The organism is Clostridium pasteurianum BC1, assembly GCF_000389635.1.
Lineage (GTDB): Bacteria > Bacillota > Clostridia > Clostridiales > Clostridiaceae > Clostridium_I > Clostridium_I pasteurianum_A.
Map to the genome: position 1 here is coordinate 479,657 of NC_021182.1, position 21,854 is coordinate 501,510.

Genomic DNA, 21,854 nt, shown 5'->3' on the forward strand with positions numbered 1-21,854 from the left:
AGCAAGTTTAAAAATTAATTTTCACCATGAAAAATATTTCATATAATATCATAAAATTTATTAGAATTAAATTTTATGATATTTTTTTATTGCGTAATTTACTTATTTTGCTTAAATAGTAAACTTGGTTGAATATTTACAATATAAAATATACAATATAATAAATTGTTTTTATGAATAGTAATATATTGAGGAAAGGATAATTAAATTATGATTATAGAAAAATTAAAGGCAGAAGATATTTCAGATTTATTAGAGTTATATGATGAGTTAATTCCCTTTGAAATGTCATTGGAAAAATCTATAGAAAATTATAAAGAAATAATAGAGAATGAAAATTATCTTTTAGCAGTAGCTAAAGAAGATAAAAAAATTATTGGATCTATGCTTGGTATATGTTGTAAATGTTTAACATTGTCTTTTTTAGTAATTGAAGATGTAATTGTTAAGGCGGATTTAAGAGGAAAAGGAATAGGTAAAGAATTAATGTCTGCTCTTGATGAATTTGCTAAAGCAAAAGGCTGTGCTTATGCAATACTTGTATCTTCTGATTTTCGAAAAGGAGCACACAAATTTTATGAAAATCTTGGATTTATAGATAGTGTTAGGGGATTCAGAAAAATTTATTAAGAGAATATTATGAAATTTTATTTAGTATTCATAATGTGTAAATGAATACTAAATAAGTTTATGGGTTTTATATATAATTTTTTAATATCATAAAATGTTCGCTAAGGTCTGGTGATAAAAAATGAGCAAATATGTAATGAGTGATATTCATGGGTGCTATGAAAAATTTATTGAAATGTTAAAGCTTGTAAATTTTTCCGATAAAGATGAATTGTATGTAATAGGGGACATATTTGATAGAGGAAATAAACCACTTGATATATTGGATTATATTAGAAATCACAATAATATACATTTGATAAAAGGTAATCATGAGAATATGTATGAAAATTTTTATAAGAACAGAATATATGGTGTGACCTGGTTTATGAATGGAGGACAAAGAACTTATATTGAAATAATGAAAAGAGGGGCAGTCTTCAATGATTCCTTATATGACTATATATCTAATCTTCCTCTATATGAAATAGTTGATAATAACATATTAGTCCACGCAGGAATAAAGCTGCCAGTTGAATATAAAAAATTATCAATAAAAGAAATAATGAATATTCAGGATGAAGAAACCATTCTTTGGTACAGAGGTGGCATAGGACATGAAGAAAAGATAAAAGGTTATAATATTATTTGCGGTCATACTCCAGTTCAAGTTATTAATAACAGTAGTGAAAATGCAAAAATATTAAAAGCAAATGATACCTACTATATAGACTGTGGTTGCGTTTTTACACAAGTAAATGGAAAGCTATCCTGCCTTAGATTGGAAGATAAAGAAGAATTTTATGTTTAGAGTAACAATTATTCTACGATATATATAATAAGGAAATATTTACTTTAGTGTTTATAACATCCTACAATCTGTAAGTGATTCTGGTAGACGTGATATACTCACGTGTATGTGTAAAACTTTTTTAAAAGAGAACTAAGTATTATCAATGCCTACCGAATTATTTGCCCAATTAAAGATATAATAACTAGATAGTTCCTAAATTAATAACTAAAGTAAATTATAAGAGGAGAAATTGTTATGGAAAACAAAAATAATAAAGTATTAGAGGCTTTTTCTACAGTAATGCCATATCTAAAAATAATTTTTGACGATGAAGCTGCTTTTTCAGTAACTGATACTGAAAAATACATAGCTATATTAGAAAATGAAAAGTTGCCTATGAGTGCTGCTGTGGGAGAGCATGGATATTAAAAGGGGGAATTTTGATTGAAGAAGAAACATGAAATTTTATTTGAAGCTGTAAAAATTGGAAAACTTGAAATTAAAAACAGATTTGCCATGGCACCTATGGGGCCTATGGGTTTAGGAGATTCTCAGGGTGGATTTAATCAGCGTGGTATAGACTACTATACTGAACGTGCCAAGGGTGGAACAGGACTTATAATTACAGGGGTTACTCAGGTAGATAATATTGTTGAGAATCACATTGGAACAGGTTTTCCATGTGCAACACAAAATCCAAATCAGTTTTTAAGAACTTCCAGAGAAATGGTAGAACGTATTCATGCTTATGATTCAAAGATATTTATACAATTAGGTGGTGGATTTGGAAGAGTATTGTACACTCCTTATAAAGCTGAAACTGTAGCACCATCACCTATAAAAAATGTATGGACTGATGTAACCTGTCGTGAAGTAACAGTGGATGAAATTAAACATATTGTTAAAATGTTTGGTAAAGCTGCCCTTATTGCAAAAAATGCAGGTTTTGATGGTGTGCAAATACATGCAGTACATGAAGGATATCTAATGGATCAATTTGCAACCGCCTTTTATAATCATAGAAATGACGAATATGGCGGAGGATTGGAAAATAGATTACGTTATGCCAGAGAAGTTGTGGAAGAGATAAGAAAAACCTGTGGACCAGATTTTACCGTTACTCTACGTTATACGTTAAAAAGTTTTATAAAGGATTGGAAAGATGGAGCATTGCCAGGAGAAGAATTTGAAGAAAAAGGTCGTGACATTGAAGAAGGTATTGAGGTTGCAAAGCTGCTTGTAAGTTACGGGTATGATGCTCTTGATGTAGATGTAGGAACCTATGATTCATGGTGGTGGAATCACCCGCCAATGTATCAGAAAAAAGGGTTATATATACCTTATGCTAAAATAATTAAGGAAAATGTAAATGTACCAGTTATCTGTGCCGGAAGAATGGATAATCCAGATATGGCATCCAAGGCAGTGGCAGATGGAGCATGTGATATTATAAGTCTTGGCCGTCCTCTTTTAGCAGATCCATACTATGTCAATAAATTGAAGGCTGAAAAAGTAGAAGCTATACGTCCATGTCTTTCATGTCATGAAGGATGTCTTGGCCGTATGTTTACATATGTTTCTCTTAATTGTGCAGTAAATCCAGAAGCTTGTCGTGAGAGTGTGAATAGAATTGCGCCTGCATTAAAGAAAAAGAAAATTTTAATTATAGGCGGAGGAGTTGCTGGTTGTGAGGCTGCAAGAGTACTTGCACTTAGAGGTCATGAACCAGTGATTTATGAGAAAAGCAATAGGCTTGGTGGAAATTTAATTCCAGGTGGAATGCCAGATTTTAAAGAGGATGATCATGCACTGGTTAAATGGTACGAATATCAGCTTGATTCACTTAATGTTGAAGTACACTTAAATGAAGCTATAACCTCTGAAAAGGCTAAAAACCATAATGCAGATGCAGTAATAGTTGCAACTGGTTCTATCCCAAAAATATTTAATTTTGGTAATGACAATAATGTTTTTACAGCAGCAGATATTCTCAATGGAAAAGTTAATCCAGGGAAAAAAACAGTTGTTGTGGGTGGTGGCCTTGTTGGTTGTGAAATTGCACTTTGGTTGGCTAAAAAAGGTGTTAATGTCACTATTGTGGAAGCATTAGATAAGCTTCTTGCGGTAAATGCACCATCTTGTCCAGCTAATAGTAATATGCTGAAAAAGCTCATTCCTTTTAATGGAGTTGAAGTTTTAACATCTTCTACTGTAGTTAGAGCAACGAAAGATGAAGTAATAATAAATAGAAATGGACAGGATTCTAGAACTATTGAATGTAATAGTGTTATATTGGCAGTAGGGTATAATTCTGAAAGGTCAATATATGATGCTCTAAAAAATGAAATACAAGAAATATATTTGCTAGGTGATTCACGTAAAGTTTCAAATATTATGTATGCTATTTGGGATGCATATGAGATTGCCTCACATATTTAATAATAAAGAGTATATTCCAAAAATAAAATCAGTGAAAAATTTTTAAAATTGTATTAATTTGTAGATGGCAAGTGATTTAATAAATAGGTAGTAATACTTAATTTTGTTAAAAAAAATTTTATGCATAGATATAGTATACTACCACTTATTAGAATACTTGTCAGATTTAATATTAATAGTTATATGTGAAATATCCACTTTCAATGAATAGTAAGTTATTTGAAAGATTATTACAATTGAACGGAAAATATACGAGAAATAACCTATATTTTTTCATCATAAATGTATAATTGTTAAAAAATTATAATTGACAACATATTAATGATGATATATTATAACTATGTGGAAACTAATTAAACCAATATAGTTTCCTTAGACTACAGTGAAAATAGGTGTGAATATGAGAGAAAGAATACTGGATGTGGCGACTTCAAAAATAGAGGTATATGGTTTGAGAAAATTTACTATAGATGAAATTGCAATAGAGCTGAAAATTAGCAAAAAAACTATATATAAGTATTTTCGCAGTAAAGATGAAATAGTAAAAGAATTCTTTAATGAAGTTATAAGAACATGTAAGGAGAATACTATTGAAGCTATTAATTATGAAGGAGAATTTAGTGATAAACTTCATAAAATTGTCAGTTCAAATAATGAATATAAAATACCTATAAATATTATTAATGAAGCAAAACTATATTATCCAGGGCAATGGGAAGAAGTACAGAAACTAAAAAATTTTAAATTAGACATAGTAGAAAAACTCATAAAAGATGCAATGAAAGAGGGAAAAATTAAAGAGGATATAGATTATAGAATTTTAAGTAAGTTAATTCAAAAAATTAGTGATATATTTTTTGATTACGACTTTCTCGTTAATAACAATTTGACTATAGATGATATTATTGACGGTATTATTAAAATAACATTAAAGGGTATTCTCAAATAAGTTTGCATCATACTTTTGGCTAACATAATTATATTGAACTTAGATTCACAACTAATCCTCATAAGCATTAAAATAACTATTTTATTTGTGTAATTTTTGATAAAAATAATAAAGCTTTACCAATAATTTTTGAGTTAGTTGTGAAATTAAAGTTTAATATATAAATTTAATTATATAAAAAATTAATAGGAGTTTAAGTGAGGTGATATATCAAAGAAACTAAAGATTATTGATGGAGGGGAAAAAATGCATAAAATAATAAAATACAGATGGGTTATATTTGTGGTGTGGATTGCTGCAGTAGTATTATCAGTAGTATATTCACCAGATCTAAATAAGGTACTTAGAGATAAGGGACAGCAATTTTTAAGTGATGATAATCCTTCTGTTAAAGCGGATAATATTCTAAAGAAAATGAATAAGACCTCAGGAAATGCTGATCTGATGGTGTTTAACAGTAAAAATAAATTGACTTCCAGTGATATGGATAATATAAAGGCTGGAGTAAATATCATTAAGGATAATGAAAAAGACCTTGGTGTAAGTGATATGCTTGATCCATTTAATATACCGGATATTAAATCAAATCTGGTTTCAAAAGATGAAAAAACTGTTATGGTGACTTTTAGACTTAATAAAAACGGACGTGAAGTAAGTGATATACAAAATGAATTTAAAAATAAACTTAAAGATGTTCATATAAATTATTATTTAACAGGAGAAGATTTTATAAATGATGATTATATAAAGGTTATTTCCAATGGTGTTGATAAAAGTGCAATACTTACTATAATTTTTATATTAGTTATATTAATAATTATGTTCAGGTCTTTTGTTACTCCAATTGTTTCTCTACTTGCAGTAGGAATATCCTATATTGTTTCCATGGCCATTGTAGGACAGTTTGTCTATAGATTTAATTACCCTGTTTCATCACTTACCCAGATGGTTCTTGTACTTATATTATTTGGTATTGGAACAGATTATAATATCCTCTTATTTAACAGATTTAAAGATGAAATGTCAAAGAGTAACTCAATAGATGAGGCAATTATAAAGACCTATAAAACTGCTGGAAAAACAATAGTTTTTAGTATAGCTACAGTTTTTATAGCATTTTTAAGTCTTACTCTTGCTAAATTTGGAATGTATCGTTCTGCAAACTGTGTTGCTATTGGTGTAATAATACTTTTACTTGAAATACTAACCCTTACTCCTTTTATAATGAAAACTTTGGGAATAAAACTTTTCTGGCCTTCAAAAGAAGTTACCAATCACAAGCCAAGTAAGTTTTGGGGGAAAGCAACTTCATTTTCAGTAAAAAAACCAGCTTTAGTTTCAATTATAATAATACTTGTTCTTATTCCTATAGTTTTATTTAATGTTCAAAAGTATTCCTATGATACAATAAATGAACTGAGTGATTCTGTTGGATCTGTAAAAGGCTTTAATTTGGTGGCAGATTCTTTTGGAAAGGGGCAGGCACTGACAACTACAGTAGTTCTTCAGAATAATAAACCAATGAACAATAATGCTGATTTAAGTGCAATTGATAATTTAACTAAGCAAATTAGAAATGTTAAGGGAGTTAAGTCTGTATCCAGTGTGACAGAACCTTTGTCTAATCCTATTGATTTGCTTTATATAGGGAAACAGACTCAGCAGGTAACGGAAGGAATTTCAAAGTCTAGGAATGGTGTAGATACAATAAATAATGGGTTAACACAGATTAATAACAATTTAAATTCGGTTAACTTAAATGATTTATCTAAAGTTGATGCCCTAGTAGCTGGAACTACACAGGTTCAAAATGGATTAACTGCTATAACTTCAGGAATGAATCAGGTAAATACAGTGATTTCTCAGGGAGCTGATGGTGCAGATAAGCTTAATGCTGGTATAGTTCAGGCTAAGAATGGTCTGGCACAGGTAGTAAGCTATACACAGCAGTTATCAGCTGGAGTATCACAAATACATGATAAATATAATCAATTGGGAGCTTCCTATGCTGGGATTGAGAAGGGTGCTGATGATCTTCAAAGTGGGATCAGTGAAATTCAGGAACACATTAGAGAAATAAAAAATGCCTCCAGTACACTTAATGATAATTCTAATGAACTATTTAACTCATTTGCTGCGTTAAATAATGACTCTGGATTTAAAACTGCAATTACTAATGACCCATATTTAAAAAAAGCAGTTGATGGAATAGGGCAATTAAATGGTGGAATAGGACAATTAAATGGTGGTATTACTCAATTAAGCACTGGAGTTGAAGGGTTAAATACTGGTGCTCAGAAGTTAAACAACGGAGTTGTTGAATTCAAAAAGAATTACGATACTGTTACATCGAATCTTGGAGATGTTACAACAAATATAAATAATATTAATGCTGCTCAAAACCAGATAGTAACTGGACTTTCACAGCTTCAGGATGGTTCTTCTGCTTTAGCCAGTGGGCTTAGAGCAGGTGGAAATGGTCAAAGTGAAATAATACAAAATATGAGCAAACTTAATTCAGGATTAAGTCAGGTGAAGGGAGGTCAGGTTCAGCTTAATGATGAACTTAAGAAGTTTTCTTCAAGTATACCTGAATTAAAAGATGCCTTAGGACAAAGCGGTAATGGATTATCTTCTATTTCTAGTGGACTTAATCAGACAAACAATTATTTGGATCAATTAACTAATACTCAGACATTTTTCCTGCCAAGTGAACAATTAAATTCTGATGATTTTAAAAAATCCTTGGATATGTATATGACTGATGATAGAAAGATAACTAAGCTTACAGTGGTCTTGGATGCTGACCCTTATTCAACAGAGGCTATGAATACTGCAAAAAATATTAATGATATAATACCAAATGCTATTAATGGAACTGACCTTAAGAATGCAACCTATGGAGTTACTGGCACCAGTGCTTCTGACTATGACCTGAATAAAATAGCACTTAGTGACTTGAATACTATAAAGGTAATAGTTTTAATTGCTATATTTGCAGTACTGGTATTAGTGATAAGGTCACCTTTAATATCATTGTATATAAGTATAGCTTTAATGGCAGCTTACTATATATCATCCTCTTTATTGAATTTTATAGTATTCCATATATTTAAACTTGATGGAATTTCCTGGAATGTACCATTCTTCTCCTTCGTTATGATTGTAGCCTTAGGAGTTGACTACAGTATATTCCTAATGATGAGGTTTAAAGAATGCAAAGGTATTTCTAAAAATGAAGCAATAATCATAGCTTCAAAAAATATAGGTGGAATAGTAATGTCAGCGGCATTAATTCTTGGAGGTACCTTTATTACTATGGCACCATCTGGGGTGAAATTATTAATTCAACTGGCTATAGCCGTAGTTATTGGTCTTGCAGCTTTAAGTTTATTACTGCTGCCAATATTTGTACCATCACTTATTGCCCTGCCTGGGTGGATAAATAATTTGATGGATAAAAATAAGGATGATTCCTTTGAGGATAGTAAAGTTTCGTAAATAAAAATTAACACTATCAAAGCTATTAAATGCAATAGTTTTGATAGTGTTTTTTAGTATATAATACAAAATAAGAATAATTTGACAATCGAACATATGTTTGGCATGCTGAGTTCATAAAATTATTTTAGTAAATGGAGGATGACATAATGGATACAGATACAAGGCATAAAAAAATTATAGAAATTGTTCAGGAGAAATTGACCATGCTGTTTTAGGTAGTGAAATTGCCGAGGGCATATTGAGAAGTTTAGAATATGAAGAAGAAAAAATAGAAAAAATAAAACACTGTATTATAGCTCATAGATTCAGAACCGGAAATGAGCCTACTACAATAGAAGCAAAGATACTTTTCGATTCAGATAAACTTGATGCTATTGGTGCTATTGGGATTGCCCGTACTTTTATGTTATCAGGACAATTTGGACAAAGATTGAGGGTAGATGAAGCAATTAATGATTATTTAGAGGATAACACTGTTGAAAACGGAAGATTAAAAGATGTTTCAAAACATACGCCTTTTATTGAATATGAAGTAAAGTTTAAAAAAATCCCTGACAAATTGTATACAGAAAAAGCAAAAGAGATTGGAAAAGAGAGGCTTAAATTTATGGCGGAATATTTTAATAGATTGAAGCTAGAGATAGAAGGCGTTGAATAGGATTGCGAATTAATCATATCCTTAATTTAACCTATTCTATTTACAAAAGTAACAAAAATCAACACTATCAAATCTACTTAAACACAATAGTCTGATAGTGTTTTTCTATTTTTTGATACAAAAATAGAATATATATATTTGCATCCTATTGAAATTATTAGTTGATAACTAATATGCTATATTATAATATTGATGTATAAGTTAAGATAAAATGGGATTTTGTGCATGATAATTGGTGAAATTTTGTATAGCTAAATGGGGATTATCACTATATAAAGATTTAAGTATAATATGAAGGAGAAACTAAATGATAGGAAAAAGAAAAGAAGATTGTTCAGGTAATGTAGAATTTAAACGGATATATAAAGAGAAAGATTACAAGCTAAATTTAAAAAAAGAAACTCAACATTTTATAGTTTATTACACCGAAATAGACAAGACATGTATAGATAAAGTTTTAGATGTTCTTGAAAATAATTATAATAGAATTACCATTAATTTTAGTGAACAACTTCAGAAGAAAATGACTATTGAAATTCATTCAGATCTTAATCAGCTTCATGTTGCTTTGGGATTTCCCAATGCACCTGATTGGATAAGAGGAGGGCTTGGGGTAGGTAAAATTGTCATAGCATCCCCTTTAAATCCACCACCAGGTTCAGATTTTGATAACGTATTAAATACAGCTGTTCACGAGTTCGTTCATATCTTAGTAAATAAAATAAATGGGAATACACCAAGATGGTTGAATGAAGGAGTTGCCTGTTACGAAGCAAAAGATAATGATGAAAATTGGATAAGAAAAACCGTTAAGAACGGATTAATAAGTAATATGATTCCCACATTCAAAGATTTAGATACTGGAGAGGATTTTCAAACGTTTTTCAACCGTAATGGGTATCAATACTCATATACCATAGTAGAATCAATAATAGAAGAGTTTGGTTATGATAAGCTATGTAGTTTAATAAAATGCCCTAATAATTTCATGAATATTTTTGGTGTAACAGAGAAGCAATTGCAAAATAAATGGATAGAGTACATTAAGCAAAACTATCTGCTAACATAAGTTTTTCAATTTCTTTTCAGCCGATATTATAGCAAATATTGCTGTACGGAGCATAAAAAACCGATTGTATTCAAGTAGTTTAAGTAGTTAATATGGAATCTAGCCACTGTGTGGAGGTTAATGAATAAAATTACTGATGTTATTGAAAAAAGGGGAAAAATTAAAAATGAATCTACAAAAAGAATATTGGAATAAAATATATGAATCAATTTTGGATAAAAAACTTAAATATGACCCATGGTTAGATAAATATGAGAATATACTTATGAAATCAAAGGATACTCCAATTATTGATTTAGGATGTGGATTTGGGAATGATACTCTTTACCTCAAAGAGAGAAAATATGAAGTGATTTCTTGTGATTTTTCAGAAAAGGCATTAAGACGATTGAGTAATTTTATTGATAATTTAAATGTTAAATGCTTTGATATGAAAGATGGCTTGCCTTTTCAAGATAGTTCTGCAAAAGTAATTATTTCAGACCTTTCATTACATTATTTTACATGGAATGAAACTCAAGATATATTGAAAGAAATAAAAAGAGTTTTAATAAACGAGGGTACATTGATATGTAGAGTTAATTCAACAAGAGATATGAATTATGGCGCAGGACAAGGGATAAAAATAGAAGAAAATTTTTATAATATTGATGGTAATTTAAAGAGATTTTTTAATGAATCACAATTGAGAGAACTTTTTAGAGAATGGGATATTCTATATATAATGGAAACAGAGATAAATAGGTACAATATGAGTAAAATAGCATGGGAAATTTCAATTAAGAAAATGTGACATACAATAAAAGGTGATAAGTTTAACACATTGATGATGGAAAATTAACAGGCAGTTATCAAAGCGAGGTGGATTGTTATATTGCGAGATGGCTGGTGATAGAGTTAAGATAAGTGGAAAGGCTGTACTTTATATGACAGGAGATATTATCATATAGATTAATAATTCGTACGAAAGTGAGATGATTACTTTGAATTATAGATTACTTGAAAAAGCAGATAGTAATGATTACATAATAGAAAAAGGAACAATAAATGACATAGATGAACTAGCGAGTTTATATGATGATTTAAATGATTATTTACAAACAGGAATAAATTATCCAGGATGGATAAAGGGCATATATCCTATTAGAGAAACAGCTGTTAACGGAATTAAAAATAATAATTTATTTGTATTAAAAATTAATAATGAAATAGCAGGTTCTATAATACTAAATCATGAACCTGAAACTGCATACTCTCAAGTAGCCTGGGGAATTGAAGCGGACTACAATGATATTATTGTAATACATACTCTTGTTGTTCATCCAAAGTATATGAAAAACGGTGCTGGAAAAAAGTTAATGGATTTTGCAAAGACATATAGTATTGAACAGGAAATGAAAGCAATTCGTTTAGATGTCTCTATTCATAATGCACCGGCAATCTCATTATATGAGAAGAGTGGATATAAATATGTTGGAACTGTTGATCTGGGTTTAAATATTCCAGAATTAGTTTGGTTTAAACTGTATGAGATAGTGATTTTATAATTATTCAAGTTGATGAAAGGAAGTGTTATAATTGACACAATTTTATTTCATTAGACATGGCGAGCAAGATTGGGATAGTATAGAGAAATATAATTTAAAAGGACAAGCAATGGATTTGATACCTTTGACGGACAATGGTATCAAGCAGGCTAAAAAAGCTTCTAAGGATGTAAGAATAGGTAACTCAAATATTATTATTTCTTCACCATATACACGAGCGCTACAAACTGCTTCTATTATATCAAAGGAGACTGGAGTTGATTTACACGTAGAATTTGACTTGAGAGAATGGCAGTCAGATTTAAATTTTAACTATGATTCGAAAGATCAATTAATTGAATTATGGCATGACTATACTATGCATGGGGGAGTATACCCACAAGATGAGTTAAAACTTTGGGAAACAAAAGAAAATCTTAGAAAAAGAATTGATTCGGTTTTGGTGAGATATTTAAATTATTCGAGGGTAACTGTGGTTGCTCATGCAGAAATATTTGCTGCATTAGTTCCAGTGGATAAAATTTTACATTGTTCAATATTAGAATATACTAAAATTTAAATATATACTTTATGAAAAGATAGACTAGATTGATAAATGCCACTCTGTATTGAATCATATGAATAAAGTAAATTAAGGAGGTCATAAACTTGCTTAAAGAAATAAAAATCAATAAAATATTCAACATAAACGATAAAAAATATTTTGTACTTAGCATTTATTTTATTGATACTAGGATATTACTTGATATTATAACTGAAAGAGAAAACCGTGATAGCCATGAGCCTATACATATGCCTAAGACGTTGGAAGAGAGTTTAATTGAAAGCTTTAATGGAAGACAAAAAGTAGTAAAGTTAGGCTATTTTCAACTACTAGTAAATGGAAAAAAATACAACTCCATTGGTGGAAGACAGGGAAACGGAACAGAGAAATATTTTAAAAATAGGATTCAGCTTCCAAAAGAATTCATAGATAAACAACTAGATATTATACAATGTGAATTCGAAGCACTGGAAAAAGATGTTGAAATAAAAGAAATATCCTTGATTAACAAAATTGAAGTCAAAGAATATTTGATACATCAGGAACATACAATGCAGATTGGCTCAGTGGATAAGCCATTTGATTTTACATATAAAGATCCAGAGAATGGTATGGAAAGCAGCATCATAATAAAAGAATTGTATACAGAAGAAATTGCAGAGGATCGCAGGTGTTTATTTAGCTGTAATGAAAATGAAAAGCTGCTATGGGGAGTGGCTAGTTCCCATTCAGATATTAAAGACTTGCAACTATTTACCGAAAAGAGATTAAAAAAGGGTATAAATTATACTACTGCTCCAATGATGTTAATGGAGAAAACAAAAAATCCAGAAAACGAAAATTTATTTGATCACAGGCTATTTATTGGATTTGTAGAACCGCTGCAGGAAAAAGTTGATGTTGTTTTATTCTCTATTACAAAGAAAATATATGATAGTTGGAGAGGAATTTTATATAATTATAATTGATAAAGGTTGTTTAATATTAGAATAAAAAAGGGAGAAGATATTATGGCAGATTGGAATTCAGTACAATATTTGAAATTTGAAAATGAAAGAACACAGCCAGCAATTGATCTGGCTAATCGTATTAATATTGATAATCCCAAAAAGGTTCTTGATATTGGTTGTGGTCCGGGAAATAGTACACAGGTTTTGGCACAAAGATTTCCAAATGCATACATTCTCGGCGTTGATAATTCCTTAAACATGATTGAAACCGCAAAGAAAAATTATCCTAAGCTTTATTTTATGAGTTGTGATGTAAGCAAAGATTTATCAATGCTTGACAATGATTTTGATATTATTTTTTCAAATGCCTGCCTTCAGTGGATACCAAATCACAATGAACTTTTAAAAAACATAATTGGACTGCTGAAGCCTGATGGAATACTTGCAATACAAATACCAATGAATTACGAAGAGCCAATTCATAAAATTATCCAAGAAGTTTCAACAAGTGAAAAGTGGAAATCAGAATTTCCTAATCCTAGAGTTTTCTATAATCTTACACAAAGTCAATACTTTGATTTGCTTTCAGAAATTTCATCGGATTTTTCTATGTGGGAAACTATATATTGCCATAAACTAAAATCTCATAATGGCATCATAGAATGGTATCGTGGTACAGGGTTGAGACCATATTTAAATATTCTATCAGATGAGAAAAAGAAAGCCTTTGAGGAGGACATTTTTAAACGGGTTGTAAAAGAATATCCAACACAGAAAAATGGCAATATTATCTTTAGATTTCCAAGATTCTTTTTTATTGCTGTGAGATGATTATTAAAAAATATAAAAAGAAAAGAGGCGAGAATTTAGTGGAGGCTTGTACTGAGATACATTCTATCACTAAAGATAAATAATGAAATCTGTAAATTTTATTTTTAAAAGTGAAGATAGTTTGGAAATTTACGTTTATAAGTGGGAACCAGAAAAAAATATTAATATTAAAGGAGTTATACAGATAGCTCATGGTATGGCGGAGACAGCAGCAAGATATGAAGGATTTGCAAAGATGTTAACGGAGAATGGATATATTGTTTATATTAATGACCATAGAGGACATGGTAAGACTGCAAAAAATATAGAGAATGTTGGTTATTTAGCAGAAAAAGATGGTTTTGAATGGCTAGTGAAGGATATGCATACCCTTACTGGTATTATAAAAAAAGAAAATAAAGATTTGCCAATATTTTTATTAGGTTATAGTATGGGATCCTTCTTGACCCAACGATACATAATGCTATATGGAAAGGAATTAAAAGGAGCTATACTTTATGGTTCTAATGGTAGGCAAGGACTTATATTAAGGATTGGATTACTAGTTTCTAAATTGGAAATTAAAAAAAATGGAGTAAAAGCAAAGAGCCAGATATTAAATGATCTCATTTTCGGAGGATATAATAAACCGTTTAAGCCAAACAGAACTAAATTTGATTGGCTTAACAGGAATAATGAGGAAGTAGACAAGTATATAAAAGATCCATTTTGCGGCACTGTATTTACCTGCAGCTTTTACTATGATTTTTTTAAATGTTTAATAGAAATAGAAAATAAGAAAAATCTAAAAACTGTTCCTAGAGATTTACCTATATATATTTTCTCCGGTGGAAAAGATCCTGTAGGAAAAAGTGGTAAGGGAGTAAAAAGATTAGTTGAAACTTATAAGTCACTGGGAGTGAAAGATCTTACCTTTAAGCTTTATAAGGATGGCAGACATGACATGTTAAATGAAATTAATAAAGATGAAGTTATTGAAGATGTTTTGGCATGGCTTTCAAGGTATTCTCTTAAAGTGCTTAAAACAATTTGAGCATCTTATGCAAGATGAAATAACTGATAATGTAGTTGCAATAAATATCAACGTATTAGTTGCTAATAATAGATTATTCTGAAATTTGTAAAATAAAATTCCTACTATTCCAGGAATAATATAAAATAAAACTGCTGTTAATTTACCTATAGGATCAGATATGAATAATTCAGAGGTTTTATTATTCAGCTTTTTCCATACATAGGATGTGATTATAAATTCAACAAATTTGCTTAATATGACTATTGTAAACCAAAAAGGTATAATTCCATGAATATTCAGGAATATAAATGATGAAAAAATAAAGGCAGCATCTGCTGCCACATCTAGAAGGCTTCCTATAAAGGATTTACTATTGAGAAATCTGGCAATCTTTCCATCAATTAAATCTGTAATACATATACATAAAAAAACAATTGATAAACACAGAAAAGTCTCCCTATTTTTTATATCATGATATTGTTTATTTTGTAATAAAAGAAATACGTAAGTCAATAAAATTCTAGATAGAGTAATTATATTAGGGAGTATTTTGTATACAATGTTCATAATTATTCCTTTCCAATTTCAGAACCTAAATTAAAAGCTTTATTTTCATTGCCTTTATCATTATATTTGAATGATATTTTCATTGGAATCTCAGCATTTGTAAAAAGCTTTTCTAAGCTATTGAGCTGTTCTGAATCATCCGCTCCACCTGTAACAAATAAAAGGATTTTTTGATCTTTTAAATTATTAACACTTTTTATATAATCGTTTAACACAGAAGAAGTTTGTCCAATATAAATAGGAGAACCAAAAACAACTACCTTATAGGTTGAAAGGTCAGTTGAAAGATATTTCCCCGGATAAGCAATGGTTACATCATAACCCTTACTGTTTAGTCCTTTAGCTAGGTCATAAGCTACATTTTTAGTTGAATCAGTCATTAAAGAGGGTTGGTATACAACAAGTGCCTTTGAATGTGCTATTGAATCTGTTTTCATAATTACTGTTTTGTTTCCCTTTTCTGTATTATTTGAATGTATAAGGATAAAGAAAAACAACATTTCTGATATACATAAGGCAAGTATTCCTAAAACTATATATAAAAGAACTTTTAAAATAATTTTCATTTAAGTATCTCTCCTCATTAGTAAGTTAAAGAGTATTCATTATCTGAGCAAATTTATTGATATTTTCCTCAGAAATACTAGACACATCATCTTTTGTTTTAGCCACTATTTTTATTATGAATCTTTCTAGAGGATTCATATTTTTCAGTATAAATTCACCGCCAAAGCACTCTTTAACAGAGACATGAGTTAATAAATCATTTGGAAAAGAAGTGGCTATTTCAGTTTCAATATTATCTTTTTGCATACCACAGACAAAGAGACCTATTTTTTTATCTTTTAGGACATCAAGATTTTCGGTACAAAATTCAGTTATTTCTTTTTGAATTCTTCCCATGTAAATAGAGCCTCCTATAACAATTTTATCAAAGGAAGATAGGTTAGGAAGAGTATCCTTTTTAATATTTACAGTTGTAACTTCACCAGAAAGTTTATCTTTTAAAAGCTTGCCGCATTTTTCTGCAAAACCATGTTTTGTTGCGTAGACTATAAGTGTTTTCATTTTTATTCACTCCTTAATATTTTTCATAATTAGAAACAGGCAGTATATTATTATCAAATTAAATGCAGGAAATATAATGACTTCTGCAAAACTTACCTTTACTCCTAATAAAATTTGTCCAATTATCATGGCTGTAATTGAAGTGAATATGGTGACTTCACTAACAGTTATTACAATTGATAATACTTAATTTGATTTATAAAAAACTTCACAATTAAATTTAGTGATATCATATTATAAGTATTATTTACTGAATACAGGTTTAAATTAAGTGTTAGAATTCACATAACTAGTTAATGGCTTTCCTAGTATTATGCCATCTACTATAAGATTTATATGGTGGTCAATAAGCAACTTTCGCTGTTCTTCAGGAGTATCTTTTTCAACTATCAGCTTTAAGATAAGTCCAAAAGTAGAAGTCCATATTATTTGTGCAGTTAGCTCAATTACATTATCCTCAATGTTTTTGTTCATATAAATATCTTTTAAAGATTGATATAGTATACCTAAAGCTTTTCTTTTTATAGAGGCACCTTTGAAAAGTACTGATGTATGCTCACGTACTCCAGGTGAGTTGTTAAGAAGTATGGTTCTATATTCCTCAGGCATTTCCAAAGCCAGGTATATATATTTATGTAGGGAATGTCTTATTTTATTTTCAGGAGTATAATTCGAAATTTCAGATGAAGATAAAACATCTAATATTTTTTCATAGGATTTTTGCATAATAATATTTATTATTTCTTCTTTATCCTTAAAATAGTGATATATAATTGCTGGGGAGTATTCTATCCTGGCAGCAATTTTTCTGATAGAAAGATTTTCTAGACCTTCTTTTTCTATAATTTCATTTGCTGCACTGAGAATTAACTCTCTATGCTCATCTTTTTCACGTTCCTTACGTTCTTTTGTACCCATATTTACGACTCCTTTTAAACATAGTTTAGTTATTAAACACTGTTGAATAAGAGAGTATCATTTTAGTGTAGTTATGTCAATACTAATATGTTAAAGTAAAAATCTATTATTATAGTATTTAATATCAAATTTCCATATAATCAATTATATGTTATTATCTATACATGTCTGAAGTGTGATTATTGATGTTCTGTTTATACAGTAATATTTTATGGAGGTGAAGTATGAGAAGAAATATAATTTCTACTCCTTTTGGTTTAGCTTTAGGAAGTTCTTTTTTTGATTTAGTGTTTTTTAAAGAAAAAATTGAAATAATTCATGTGTTAAATTTGTTATGAAGCTTTTATTTATAAATTATTAGTTTAGATAAAATTATAAGAGATTGGGAGGTAAATATGAATTTAAATAAAAAACTGATAGTCATAGGAATGGTACTGTTAATAGTGTTATGGACAGGAAACATTATTTATTATGAAAAGCATGCTATTAAAGAGCCTTTGTTTATAAAACATTACTATGATGTAAACATAAGTGGAGATATCTTTAAATTATACTATGTGCAAAGTATAAATTCAAAAGATAAGATAATTAATATTGTACTGCCTGAAATAGGACAACAGTATATAAACTTTGCTGAGTATGATATGGGTAATACTAATGGACCATATTATAAATTAAAAGTTTTAATGATAAATATTAATAATGATAGTAATAATAAAATACCTGATGAATATAAAAATAAGTTTATCACTAAGGCAAAGATAACTTTTTCCAATGGGAAAATATTAAATGTAAATTTGGGTAAAATATATCTTTACAGTGATAAAAACAGTAGCGATGATTTGGTGCAGCGTGGTGTTACAGCAACCACGGATAGCAATGGAAGCACTATTCTTTATGCAAACAAAGATATCAATATTACAGGGATAAATAGTGGATTTTACGATGGATTAAAAGATGTGCTAAAGATAAACATTGGTGGTGTACCGCTTTCTAAAATAACCTTTCCTATTAAAATGAAAGCTGGTGAAACTATTGATGTAAGTTATGCATTTAATTTCAATAATAGAAATGATATAAGACTAAATAATGCATATAATTTAACCTTTAACATTTTAACGGAAGATTCACAGGGCAACAAAGGCAGCAGTCCTTGTTTTATAGACTTTTATCCATATTCCTCGGACAATATTAATATCAATGTTTTGAAAGATAATAAGGGGGTGGAGTAGTATGTATGCTTCAAGTTATAACAGGCTATTTTGGGGAATGATAGTCCTTATCTTTCACATAAATCTGGGACCTATAAATGTACTCCCTAATTTTGCAGGATATATGCTTATTTATTCCGGATTAAATATCTTATCATCACAACATAAGATCTATGAAAAGGGGAAGCTTCCGGCTATTATACTTGTAATACTTACCTTAAAGGATGTATGGCATAATAAAGATAATAGCATTATGATAGGAAGTTCTTATAATCTAGGATTAGTTACAATGCTAATTGGAGCAGTAACAGCTGTAGTTGATCTCTACCTCATATACATAATATGCAAGGGAATATGTGAGCTTTGCAGGGAACGGGAATTAGATTCACTTATGACAAATACAGCTGATGCATGGAAGTTTTATTTTGTAATATCTTTAATATTTTTATTTTCTATTCCTTTTTCTATAAACTTACCTGTAGGGTATAATATATTTCTCTTTATTGTAGGAATGATAAAGGGCATTGCAATTATTTGTATTATGGTGATGTTTAGGAAGTGTAGAGTGCAGCTAGGAACATAGAATTTATGTTCTTAGCATTATCTTCTTCTAGCAAAATCAGAAAACTCAAAGCGATCAGGACGATGCCTTGATTCTGTATACTCAAATTGAGTCCCATCGTTTAAATATACAAAGTTCTTTACTGCCACTACAAAATCATAAGATTTCATATTCAGATTTTTTTTATCAATGGAATTAGCAGCTTCAATTTTTATAATCCTCTTAGCAAAACCTATTTTAATTTTTAAATCTTCTTCAATGTATTTATAAATAGATTTTTTTGCAATTTCTCTTGTAAGATTTAAAACAGTATCCTTTAGAAAGTAATTTATATCCAAGATAATGCTTTCATTATTTAAACTTCTGACACGATATAATTTATAAGCTTCCTTTCCTTCTGCTAAACAAGTTTTCTTATGCAAAGCTGCATCAATTAATATTTCTCCAAATATTGGTACAGAGGTAACAAAATTATTTCCAGTCATGCTTGAAACTTCAGCGAAGCTTATAATATTACCAAAGGAAAAAGTGATTTGATTGTTGTCTAGAACAAAAGCACCTTTACCATGAACACTGTTTACAAAACCTTCTTCTGACAAGAGGTCTAAAGCTCTTCTAACCGTACCTCTACTTGTGTTGTGAATTTTACAAAGCTCATTTTCAGAAGGAAGTTTTTCACCTAGCTTGTAATTTCCATTAAGTATATCATTTTTTATGGTTTCATATATGCATATGTACTTCTTATCCATTAGTAAGCCTCCGAAAGCTATTTTTCATAAAGAGTATACCATTTACTAATGTCATAAGCAAAATAAATTATAAAAAAGTATCAGTGAATTTTGAAAATCTGTTCGTAATCACTGATACTTTCTATAATCATTATAGATTATCTTATATAGAAGGCTGCAGATTCGTATGGACGCAATACAAATTTATTTACATTGTTTTGTGTATCATCATAGTTAGATATTAATATTTGTGATTTTCCTTCTAAATTTATATCTTTTGGAAGAGTAAAAGTAGTACTTTCAGCATAAAAGTTATTTACTACTAATAGTTTCTCGTTTTTATAACGTCTAATATATGCAAATATTTGTGAATCATTTTTTAATATAAGCTCAAAATCTCCGTAGGCAATTATATCATATTCTTTTCTTAATTCTATAAGCTTTTTATAGTGATAAAAAACAGAATTTTTATCTTTTAATGCATTGTCTGTATTTATATTTGAAAAGTTTGAAGATACATTTATCCAAGGGGTTCCATCAGTAAAGCCTGCGTTTTTAGAATCATTCCATTGCATTGGAGTTCTCGAATTATCTCTAGATTTTTGCTTAAGTATATCCATAATTTCTTTCTCAGATTTACCTTTAGTTTTTAATATATCATAGGCATTTATAGATTCTACATCTCTATAATCCTGTATTTTGTCAAAGCTTGGATTAGTCATTCCTATTTCTTCACCTTGATATATATAAGGAGTACCTTGTAATAAGTGAATAGTAGTTGCCAGCATTTTAGAAGATTTATTATGATATTCCTTATCATTTCCAAAACGTGATACTACTCTTGGTTGATCATGATTACACCAAAACAATGCATTCCATCCGTTACCTTTAATCATACCATACTGCCAGTCACTGAGTATCTGCTTAAGTTTTATGAAATCAAATGGAGCTGCGGACCACTTTTCTCCATTAGGATAATCTACCTTTAGGTGATGAAAGCTAAAACTCATACTTAATTCTTTCTCATCAGGATTTGTATATTTAACGCAATTATTTATAGAAGTAGAAGACATTTCACCAACAGTTAGCATATTATTATATTTTGAGAATACATTTTTATTGATTCCCTTTAATAATGTATGAATTTTAGGACCATCTGTATAAAATTTCCGACCATCTTCTGAAGGCGTATTTAAAGTATCATCAGGGAAAGTTTGATCCTTGGATAATAAATTAATTACATCTAATCTAAAACCATCTACTCCTTTGCCTAGCCAGAAATTCATCATATCATATATGCTTTTTCTAAGTTCTGGATTTTCCCAATTTAAATCTGCCTGAGTAGTATCGAAAAGATGTAGATAATATTGTCCTGAGGTTTCGTCGTACTTCCAGGCACTGCCTCCAAATTTAGACTGCCAGTTATTAGGAATTTCATTATTTTTGCCATCTTTCCATATATAAAAATTTCTATAAGGATTATTTTTGGATTTACATGATTCTTTAAACCAATTATGTTCTGTAGAGGTATGATTAACTACCATATCCAATATAATTTTCAAATTTCTTTTATGAGCTTCTGACAATAAATTCTCAAAAGTGTTCATATCTCCATATCGAGAATCTATTTTATAATAATCACTTATATCATAGCCATTATCATGTTGAGGAGACTCATATATAGGGGTTATCCATATAACATCTACTCCTAAAGTTTTTATATAATCAAGTTTATCTATTATTCCCTGTAAATCTCCTGTTCCATTTCCTGTCGTATCCTTAAAACTTTTTGGATAAATTTGATATACAACAGATTTTTTCCACCAAAGTTCATTCATGCTTAACACCACCATTTATATTTTTAATTATTTATTTTTACTAAGTCTTACATT

22 protein-coding genes are annotated in these 21,854 nt (G+C 29.4%); 16 read left to right on the forward strand and 6 right to left on the reverse strand.

The genetic code is table 11. The features are described from left to right. The first annotated feature begins 210 nt into the window (after positions 1–210). The 14 genes from CLOPA_RS02255 (at position 211) to CLOPA_RS02315 (ending at position 14,926) form a co-directional block, all read left to right on the forward strand. The gene (locus CLOPA_RS02255; RefSeq protein WP_015613853.1) at positions 211–630 is read left to right on the forward strand and encodes a GNAT family N-acetyltransferase; all 420 of its coding nucleotides are present in this window, start codon (positions 211–213) and stop codon (positions 628–630) included. Between the two features lie 121 nt (positions 631–751). Then, the gene (locus CLOPA_RS02260; protein ID WP_041710723.1) at positions 752–1,420 is read left to right on the forward strand and encodes a metallophosphoesterase family protein; all 669 of its coding nucleotides are present in this window, start codon (positions 752–754) and stop codon (positions 1,418–1,420) included. Positions 1,421–1,657: 237 nt separating this feature from the next. After that, positions 1,658–1,831, forward strand: a complete 174-nt coding sequence (locus tag CLOPA_RS24710; RefSeq protein WP_015613855.1) for a hypothetical protein — start codon at positions 1,658–1,660, stop codon at positions 1,829–1,831. Between the two features lie 15 nt (positions 1,832–1,846). Continuing rightward, a complete protein-coding gene (locus CLOPA_RS02265; protein ID WP_015613856.1) occupies positions 1,847–3,841 on the forward strand; it encodes an FAD-dependent oxidoreductase in 1,995 nt (664 codons plus the stop codon). Positions 3,842–4,241: 400 nt separating this feature from the next. After that, positions 4,242–4,790, forward strand: coding sequence for a TetR/AcrR family transcriptional regulator (locus tag CLOPA_RS02270; RefSeq protein ID WP_015613857.1), 549 nt, complete (start codon positions 4,242–4,244; stop codon positions 4,788–4,790). A gap of 246 nt (positions 4,791–5,036) precedes the next feature. Continuing rightward, complete coding sequence (locus tag CLOPA_RS02275; protein ID WP_015613858.1) at positions 5,037–8,291, forward strand: MMPL family transporter; 3,255 nt, start codon at positions 5,037–5,039, stop codon at positions 8,289–8,291. 199 nt (positions 8,292–8,490) lie between these two features. Beyond that, on the forward strand, positions 8,491–8,952 hold the full coding sequence (locus tag CLOPA_RS02280) for a phosphohydrolase (protein ID WP_051115594.1): 462 nt from the start codon (positions 8,491–8,493) through the stop codon (positions 8,950–8,952). A gap of 307 nt (positions 8,953–9,259) precedes the next feature. Then, positions 9,260–10,021 carry a peptidase MA family metallohydrolase gene (locus CLOPA_RS02285; RefSeq protein ID WP_015613859.1) on the forward strand — a complete coding sequence of 254 codons (762 nt, stop codon included), beginning with the start codon at positions 9,260–9,262 and terminating at the stop codon, positions 10,019–10,021. Positions 10,022–10,187: 166 nt separating this feature from the next. Continuing rightward, positions 10,188–10,814: a class I SAM-dependent methyltransferase gene (locus CLOPA_RS02290; RefSeq protein ID WP_015613860.1), complete on the forward strand. Its 627-nt coding sequence runs from the start codon at positions 10,188–10,190 to the stop codon at positions 10,812–10,814. A 181-nt stretch (positions 10,815–10,995) separates the two neighbouring features. Continuing rightward, complete coding sequence (locus tag CLOPA_RS02295; RefSeq protein ID WP_051115595.1) at positions 10,996–11,568, forward strand: GNAT family N-acetyltransferase; 573 nt, start codon at positions 10,996–10,998, stop codon at positions 11,566–11,568. A gap of 31 nt (positions 11,569–11,599) precedes the next feature. Then, on the forward strand, positions 11,600–12,127 hold the full coding sequence (locus CLOPA_RS02300; protein ID WP_015613862.1) for a histidine phosphatase family protein: 528 nt from the start codon (positions 11,600–11,602) through the stop codon (positions 12,125–12,127). A gap of 89 nt (positions 12,128–12,216) precedes the next feature. Next, a complete protein-coding gene (locus CLOPA_RS02305) occupies positions 12,217–13,080 on the forward strand; it encodes a hypothetical protein (RefSeq protein ID WP_015613863.1) in 864 nt (287 codons plus the stop codon). Positions 13,081–13,122: 42 nt separating this feature from the next. Continuing rightward, the gene (locus CLOPA_RS02310) at positions 13,123–13,893 is read left to right on the forward strand and encodes a methyltransferase domain-containing protein (RefSeq protein ID WP_015613864.1); all 771 of its coding nucleotides are present in this window, start codon (positions 13,123–13,125) and stop codon (positions 13,891–13,893) included. Between the two features lie 82 nt (positions 13,894–13,975). Continuing rightward, positions 13,976–14,926: an alpha/beta fold hydrolase gene (locus CLOPA_RS02315; protein WP_015613865.1), complete on the forward strand. Its 951-nt coding sequence runs from the start codon at positions 13,976–13,978 to the stop codon at positions 14,924–14,926. Here CLOPA_RS02315 and CLOPA_RS02320 read toward each other — a convergent pair. The 4 genes from CLOPA_RS02320 to CLOPA_RS02335 form a co-directional block, all read right to left on the reverse strand. Continuing rightward, positions 14,891–15,475, reverse strand: coding sequence for a CDP-alcohol phosphatidyltransferase family protein (locus tag CLOPA_RS02320; RefSeq protein ID WP_015613866.1), 585 nt, complete (start codon positions 15,473–15,475; stop codon positions 14,891–14,893). The genes CLOPA_RS02315 and CLOPA_RS02320 overlap by 36 nt on opposite strands. Positions 15,476–15,477: 2 nt before the next feature. Then, entirely contained in the window at positions 15,478–16,041 is a 564-nt protein-coding gene (locus CLOPA_RS02325) for a flavodoxin family protein (RefSeq protein WP_015613867.1), read from the reverse strand. Between the two features lie 25 nt (positions 16,042–16,066). Beyond that, a complete protein-coding gene (locus CLOPA_RS02330; protein ID WP_015613868.1) occupies positions 16,067–16,543 on the reverse strand; it encodes a flavodoxin domain-containing protein in 477 nt (158 codons plus the stop codon). A 267-nt stretch (positions 16,544–16,810) separates the two neighbouring features. Next, the gene (locus CLOPA_RS02335) at positions 16,811–17,461 is read right to left on the reverse strand and encodes a TetR/AcrR family transcriptional regulator (RefSeq protein WP_015613870.1); all 651 of its coding nucleotides are present in this window, start codon (positions 17,459–17,461) and stop codon (positions 16,811–16,813) included. A gap of 395 nt (positions 17,462–17,856) precedes the next feature. Between CLOPA_RS02335 and CLOPA_RS02340 the strand changes: the two genes are divergently transcribed. Then, a complete protein-coding gene (locus CLOPA_RS02340) occupies positions 17,857–18,693 on the forward strand; it encodes a hypothetical protein (RefSeq protein WP_015613872.1) in 837 nt (278 codons plus the stop codon). 1 nt (position 18,694) lies between these two features. Further along, positions 18,695–19,255 carry a hypothetical protein gene (locus CLOPA_RS02345; protein WP_015613873.1) on the forward strand — a complete coding sequence of 187 codons (561 nt, stop codon included), beginning with the start codon at positions 18,695–18,697 and terminating at the stop codon, positions 19,253–19,255. A 17-nt stretch (positions 19,256–19,272) separates the two neighbouring features. Here CLOPA_RS02345 and treR read toward each other — a convergent pair whose 3' ends face one another. Continuing rightward, the gene (gene treR / locus CLOPA_RS02350; RefSeq protein WP_015613874.1) at positions 19,273–19,983 is read right to left on the reverse strand and encodes a trehalose operon repressor; all 711 of its coding nucleotides are present in this window, start codon (positions 19,981–19,983) and stop codon (positions 19,273–19,275) included. A gap of 137 nt (positions 19,984–20,120) precedes the next feature. Continuing rightward, positions 20,121–21,800 (reverse strand): alpha,alpha-phosphotrehalase, encoded by a 1,680-nt coding sequence (gene treC / locus CLOPA_RS02355; protein ID WP_015613875.1) that lies wholly within the window; start codon positions 21,798–21,800, stop codon positions 20,121–20,123. Between the last annotated feature and the right edge of the window lie 54 nt (positions 21,801–21,854).